Source organism: Haemophilus parahaemolyticus, assembly GCF_018373095.1.
Lineage (GTDB): Bacteria > Pseudomonadota > Gammaproteobacteria > Enterobacterales > Pasteurellaceae > Haemophilus_A > Haemophilus_A parahaemolyticus_A.
In genome coordinates this window covers 23,763-29,885 of the sequence record NZ_JAHAHT010000007.1, presented here as the reverse complement: position 1 = coordinate 29,885, position 6,123 = coordinate 23,763, and the positions used below count along the sequence as shown (strand labels likewise).

At 37.8% G+C, this 6,123-nt stretch carries 8 protein-coding genes; 1 reads left to right on the top strand and 7 read right to left on the bottom strand.

What is annotated here, in order from left to right; genetic code table 11:
- The coding region (locus KH943_RS01855) for a TonB-dependent receptor domain-containing protein (protein ID WP_304106784.1) at positions 1-1,358 on the top strand (1,358 nt) is incomplete at its 5' end.
- A 70-nt stretch (positions 1,359-1,428) separates the two neighbouring features.
- Here the strand turns inward: KH943_RS01855 and KH943_RS01850 are convergent.
- The 7 genes from KH943_RS01850 to lptC form a co-directional block, all read right to left on the bottom strand.
- Positions 1,429-2,022, bottom strand: a complete 594-nt coding sequence (locus tag KH943_RS01850) for a lipoprotein Hlp (RefSeq protein WP_304106782.1) — start codon at positions 2,020-2,022, stop codon at positions 1,429-1,431.
- A 62-nt stretch (positions 2,023-2,084) separates the two neighbouring features.
- Entirely contained in the window at positions 2,085-2,708 is a 624-nt protein-coding gene (locus tag KH943_RS01845; protein WP_304106779.1) for a lipoprotein HlpB, read from the bottom strand.
- Positions 2,709-2,824: 116 nt separating this feature from the next.
- Positions 2,825-3,682 (bottom strand): RNase adapter RapZ, encoded by an 858-nt coding sequence (gene rapZ / locus KH943_RS01840; RefSeq protein ID WP_304106776.1) that lies wholly within the window; start codon positions 3,680-3,682, stop codon positions 2,825-2,827.
- A gap of 14 nt (positions 3,683-3,696) precedes the next feature.
- Complete coding sequence (locus KH943_RS01835) at positions 3,697-4,206, bottom strand: PTS sugar transporter subunit IIA (protein WP_304106773.1); 510 nt, start codon at positions 4,204-4,206, stop codon at positions 3,697-3,699.
- Between the two features lie 45 nt (positions 4,207-4,251).
- A complete protein-coding gene (gene lptB / locus KH943_RS01830; protein ID WP_304106770.1) occupies positions 4,252-4,977 on the bottom strand; it encodes an LPS export ABC transporter ATP-binding protein in 726 nt (241 codons plus the stop codon).
- Positions 4,978-4,984: 7 nt separating this feature from the next.
- Positions 4,985-5,488, bottom strand: a complete 504-nt coding sequence (gene lptA, locus KH943_RS01825) for a lipopolysaccharide transport periplasmic protein LptA (protein ID WP_304106767.1) — start codon at positions 5,486-5,488, stop codon at positions 4,985-4,987.
- Entirely contained in the window at positions 5,485-6,084 is a 600-nt protein-coding gene (gene lptC / locus KH943_RS01820) for an LPS export ABC transporter periplasmic protein LptC (protein ID WP_304106765.1), read from the bottom strand. Before lptC ends, lptA begins: the two co-directional genes overlap by 4 nt.
- Between the last annotated feature and the right edge of the window lie 39 nt (positions 6,085-6,123).

Sequence of the window (6,123 nt, the reverse complement as noted above, 5' to 3'; positions counted from 1 at the left end):
AACAAACCGACATTGGTTCTGAAAATACGAAAGGGAATCAGCAATATGATTTCTCTGTACCTTATTGGCCAAAACCATTGAAACCTGAAAGAAACGCAGATGAAATTCAAACCACGAATATGAAAAACAAGTTCAAACGAGCTTCGTTACGTGCTGATTCTATGCCTTGGGAAATTTTATGGGGCACACACCAATTCACAGTGAGAACTTCAGTTTCACAAAAAGATTTTGAAAATGAAAATAACAAAGCTTTTTATACCGGAGAACGAATTGAAGAAAGTATCCAGCACCCAGTAAGAACACGCTCTTTTATGGCACAACTACAAGATAATGTCACTTGGAATGATATTTTATCTAGCCAGTTAGGTGTGCGTTATGACTGGGAGCAACTAGTACCCCAAGATCTAAAAGCAGCTTGCCGAGCTTGCTCGGTAAAACCTGCTTCTAATACGTTCCAAAGTGTAAGTGGTTCTGCAGGACTAGGTGCTCAAGTAAATGATGTCTGGAAATTAGGTTATAATATTTCGACAGGTTATCGTGTCCCAACTGCCTCCGAGATGTATTTCTCTTTTGAGCACCCTCAAGGCAACTGGTTTCCGAATCCGAAATTAAAAGCCGAACAGGCATTAAATAATTCGATTTATGCTCAAGCAGAAAGTAACCTTGCGACTTTAAATGCGAATATCTACCATAGCCGTTATAAAAATTTCTTAACCGAGCAGGAATCTATATTTGAGAAAATTAATCCTTACTATTTTACTGATGACCGAAGTGGTCCGCTTTTCTATACAACAATTGCTCAACAAGCGGTGAATATTGATAAGGCTACAGTTTCAGGTGTGGAATTCGCGAGTAAGACCAATTTAGATCAAGTGATGGGCTTTATTCCTGAAGGATGGAAATTCTTAGCTAATTTAGGTTATTCAAAAGGGAAATTAACGGGTACAGAAAGTAGTATGCTTTCTATTCAACCGATTAAAGTGATTTTAGGTTTTGGTTATGAAGATCCTGAAGACCGTTGGGGCTTAAATGCAAGAGCGACCTATTTAGGTGCGAAAAAAGCCAAAGATGCTCAGATTGTTGATTACTCATCGCTTAGAAAAGAGATTAAAACCTATCCGTATTTAAATAGTTCTGCTACATTATTTGATATTTATGGTTTCTACAAAGTGAATAAACACGTTATTTTGCGTGCAGGGATCTACAATATTCTTAATCGCAAATACCACACTTGGGATGTGTTGCGAGGTATTAACCAATTCAGCACCACTGATGCGATAGATCCTGAAGGTAAAGGTTTACAACGTTTCTACGCACCTGGTCGTAACTTTGCAGGAGCGGTTGAAATTCGTTTCTAATTTGCAAATTCTAGGTAATAAACATTAAAAAGGGAAATCATAATGATTTCCCTTTTTTTCTAATTACCAATTATTTAGTGCTTTCCTGTGCTTTCTCTGAAGTAATTTCATATTTTTTCACTAATTCAGCTTCAATCGCTTTACCTTCTTGAGCAATTTGATCTAATTTTAGCTGCAATTCATTAAAAGCTTTATGCGCTTCTTCCGTCGGCTGCTCTGCCATTTTCTCGCTTTCAATCATTAACTGCACACCTAACGCTAATGCTTCTAATGATTTATCTTTTAACAATTTCACCTCTTCATCTGTAATCAGTAATGTGGCGGCACTTTGTTTAATTAATTCAGCCTGTGTGGATAAGGCTTTATTCATCGTTTCACGAATAAGTTTTTCATCTTTAGCTTTATCGCCTAATGTTTCAACTTCGGCAGCAATTGCTTTCTCTATAGCTTGCTCCTGCTCTTTTTGCCACGCCCTGAAAAGTTTGTAATCTTGCATACCAGTCTCTGCCGTTTCTGTTTTTGCACCAACTTTTTCAATGACATTTTCTGTTTGTGCGGGCGTTGTTTCTGCTTGAGTAGCTGAAACTTTTTCATCTACTTTATCACAAGCGGTTAAAAGTGCAGATAATAATGCAATCGCACTTAATGTTTTTAATTTAGTCATCTTAACCTCAAAAAAATGGCTAGCGAAACACTAGCCATTGTTATTATTGTTTGAATCTAAAATTATTCGCCGAAAGTTTGTTGTAATTCAGCTTGTAATTGTTGTAACACATTGCCTTCTTGGATAAGTTGCTGTGTTTTCTCTGCTAATGCATTTTGTGATTCAGGTGTTGGCTGAGCCATCACTTTTACAGAATCTGCTACGATTGAACTGGATAAAGTTAAAACTTCTTTTGTTTTTGCTTTAAATGCAGCAACTAAGGGGCTTTTGACTTCTACGACATCTAAAGTTTTTACTGTTTCGTCTACAGCTTTTGTGAATTCAACTAATGCAGCTTCTACTTTTTTAGGATCATTCGTTGCTAACTCAGCTTGAAGTTTTTGTTGAGCTGCATTTGCTGCTTGCTCTTGTGCTTTATTCCAATCTAAGATTTTTTGTAAATCTGTTTTACCTTGAGCTAACTCTTCTGCACTTAATTGCACAGCTGGTTTTGCGGTTTCAGTTTGAGCAGGTGATTGAGCTTGTGCCGCTGGTGTTGTGGTTTCAGCTTGAGCAGGTGCTTGAGTTTGTGCTGCTGGTGTTGCTTCTGCTTTTGGTGCTTCAGCAGCTTTATCTGCTGGTTTATCACAAGCGGTTAAAAATAATGCAAATAATGCTGTTGCACTGATTTTAGTAAATTTAGTCATTTAAGTTCCCTTTATGTAAAATAAATCTCTCTCAATAGAGAGGTTAGTATATTGTACGATGTATAGACCAACTTTCAAAACAAATGTTCCGTAATGCCTTGTATATTTATGTAAATTTACGCTTTTGTGTGATGTTTTTCTAAACTACGATGACGAATTTGCACTTTTTTGCCTTTTACTTGGAAATATTTGGCGAGCTGTTCTGTCACAAAAACAGAACGGTGTTTGCCTCCCGTACAACCAATTGCAATAGTTAAATAGCTTCGGTTGTTTTTTTCAAGCTGAGGCAACCACATTTCTAAATAGTTACGTGTATGATAGATAAATTGGTGCACTTCTGTTTGTCGCTCTAAAAAATCAATTACAGGTTGCTCTAGTCCTGTCATTGGACGCAACTCTGGATTCCAATGCGGGTTAGGCAAGAAACGCACATCAAACACATAGTCAGCATCAGCTGGCAAGCCATATTTAAAGCCGAAAGATTCAAACACGATATTTAGCTCTTTCTCTTGATGCCCTTGTAACAGTATTCTTAAATTTTCTGCCAGTTCGTGTGAAGAGAGGTGGGAGGTATCAATAATGTAATTGGCTTGTTGAAGCAATGGTTCAAGTAAGCGTTCTTCCAAATCAATCGCACTTTCGAGCGATAAATCTTGGCCAGAAAGCGGATGTAATCGGCGAGAATCACTGTAACGGCGAATAAGCGTGCTCCGTTCGCAATCTAAAAATAACAATTTCACGTGATAAGGTGAAAGCTGGGCAAATAGTTCATCTAAAACTTTTGCATCTTCGGGCAAATTTCGGACATCAAGACTAACGACCGCTGATTCTTTTGACTTCGAAAGATATTCTGCTAATTGAGGGATTAACGGAAGCGGAATGTTATCCACGCAGTAATATCCAACATCTTCTAATGCACGTAATGCAACCGATTTACCCGAGCCTGAACGCCCACTAATAATGATAAGTTCCATAATAGCCTCATCAACTACTCTTCTGTTTCTGATTGTCTATCAATATATGCCAAAATCTGCCAGATTTCATCTGCCGATTGTGTTGCTCTGAGCTGTTTGGCTAATGCTTTATCGCTAAGTTTTTGGGCAATTTGCTGTAAACAGCCTTTGTATTTTTCACAACAGCCTTCAGGGAACATCATTGCATAAACCAAATCAACCTCTTTATTATCACTAGCTTCATAATCAATCGGTTGTTCTAATTTAAAAAAGAGAGCAATGGGTCGATTAAGTTCAGCACAATCAGATGGTAGTTTTGCGTGTGGTAATGCAATACCATTACCGATGCTAGTGCAGCCTAATTTTTCACGTTTGAACAAATTTTCAAAACAGATCACAGGACACATCTCTTTTGTATTAAGACAGTATTCTAACTGGATAGATTCGGCGACTGTTTTGCCCACTAACTCTAATAAGCGTTTTTTACTTGAAACGACTACATCATAATAAATATGATCTGGGGTTAAAAATTCTGTTAATTGCATAATAAAAGTGCCATTGAAATTCAATGGCATTCGTTATTGGAAGGATTAAAGTTTAAACTGATCACCTAAGTAGACTTCTTTTACTTTCGGGTTTTCAAGCACTTGGCTTGGTGTGCCTGTCGCAATCATCTCACCACTACCAACAATATAAGCACGCTCACATACATCAAGTGTTTCACGCACATTGTGGTCAGTAATCAACACCCCTAACCCACGTTCTTTTAGATTAACGATAATTTTTTTTATATCAATCACAGAGATGGGATCCACCCCTGCGAAAGGTTCATCCAACAAGATAAATTTTGGATTAGCTGCCAGCGCACGAGCGATCTCAACGCGACGACGTTCGCCTCCTGAGAGAGCTTGCCCAAGACTGTTGCGGATATGTTCAATATGGAATTCTGAAATTAACTCATCCACACATTCGCAGCGTTGTTTATCATTTAGATCTTTACGTACTTGTAACACTGACATTAAGTTATCATACACACTTAAACGGCGGAAAATGGAGGCCTCTTGCGGAAGATAACCAATCCCTTGTTTCGCACGATCGTGCATAGGTAGGGTGCTAATATCTTCGTTATCAATACGAATCGTGCCATTATCATGACGAACCAAGCCTACAACCATATAGAATGACGTTGTTTTACCCGCCCCATTTGGACCAAGTAACCCCACAATTTCGCCCGTTTTCACGTGAAAACTCACGTCTTTCACCACTTTGCGATTTTTATAGCTTTTCGCTAAATGTTCTGCATAGAGCGTTGCCATAACTTTCCTATTTTTTATTCTGATTTAACTGATTGGGAATAAGTACCGTTTTCACGCGTGTTTTTCCACCGCTTGTTGCTTTAAGCTGCTGTTTTTTTACATCATAAGTGATTAACGGCGCCTTAATAAAGCTATCTAATTGCTTCAATTCCGCATCACCCGTTAAAGTTAAAAATTCGCTGTTCAAATCATATTTTACGCTTGAACCTTTCCCATTTACAGGTTTACCATCATCAAGAGTTTGCTGGAAAGTAACAGGCGACCCTACCGCATCTAATGTTTCTTTTTTACCTTCTTGACGAACGATTGTCACTTTATTCGCTTTCACGATAATTGAACCTTGTGTAATAGTGACACCATCATCAAAAACGACCGTGTTTGTATTCATATCTAATGATTGACTGCCTGAATCAATGTTAATTGGCTGGCCAGTATCATTTTTTAATGCTTGAGCCGACAAACTCACGCCTAATAAAGCGATTAAAATTGTTGTTTTTATTGCAAATTTCATTGTTTTTCCTTCTCTTGCTCATTTGCCGCTTTAATGACTGTCGGCTCAATATAGCTTTTCACATCTTTTAGCAAGGTTGCCACTTGCTGTTTTAAATTTCCTTTCAACCCTATACCGCTGGTGGTAAAACCTAAGCCCTGTGATTTAACTTCACTGTCAGTAAACACATCTTGCGTAATTAAATTAACTGAAAGATGATCCGTTTCAATACGTTGTAATTTTGAAGTTGGCTCAAGTGCTTGCAATGTTACATTACCTGAAAGAGTTAAAATTCTCTCTGCATTGATTTCTGCATGATCTGCACTCAATTTCCACTGCTTTAAAGCGGTCAATTTATCAAATAAATTAACTAACGGGTTTGTAAATTCGGTTTTTTCACTATTTTCATAACGTTTAATCTCATCAGCCTCGACATAATATTCTGGCTTACCTTGCAAATCAAACACAGAAGTAGACATTTTTGCACCCGTGTAATCAGGCATACCATCTTTTTTAACTAATTGTGCTAGACTATTATTTGGGGACGATTGCCAACCATTCCAGCCAAGTAACGAGGCAGCAACTATCAATAAAATAGCTGTTAAACGTTTATTCATATCTATCATTACCTATCAAATGAGTCGCCGATCATAACA

Coding starts and splice junctions, on each gene's coding strand:
- lptC (WP_304106765.1), bottom strand. CDS start 6,084: ATGAATAAACGTTTAACAGCTATTTTATTGATAGTTGCTGCCTCGTTA.
- KH943_RS01835 (WP_304106773.1), bottom strand. CDS start 4,206: ATGCAATTAACAGAATTTTTAACCCCAGATCATATTTATTATGATGTA.
- rapZ (WP_304106776.1), bottom strand. CDS start 3,682: ATGGAACTTATCATTATTAGTGGGCGTTCAGGCTCGGGTAAATCGGTT.
- KH943_RS01850 (WP_304106782.1), bottom strand. CDS start 2,022: ATGACTAAATTAAAAACATTAAGTGCGATTGCATTATTATCTGCACTT.
- lptA (WP_304106767.1), bottom strand. CDS start 5,488: ATGAAATTTGCAATAAAAACAACAATTTTAATCGCTTTATTAGGCGTG.
- lptB (WP_304106770.1), bottom strand. CDS start 4,977: ATGGCAACGCTCTATGCAGAACATTTAGCGAAAAGCTATAAAAATCGC.
- KH943_RS01845 (WP_304106779.1), bottom strand. CDS start 2,708: ATGACTAAATTTACTAAAATCAGTGCAACAGCATTATTTGCATTATTT.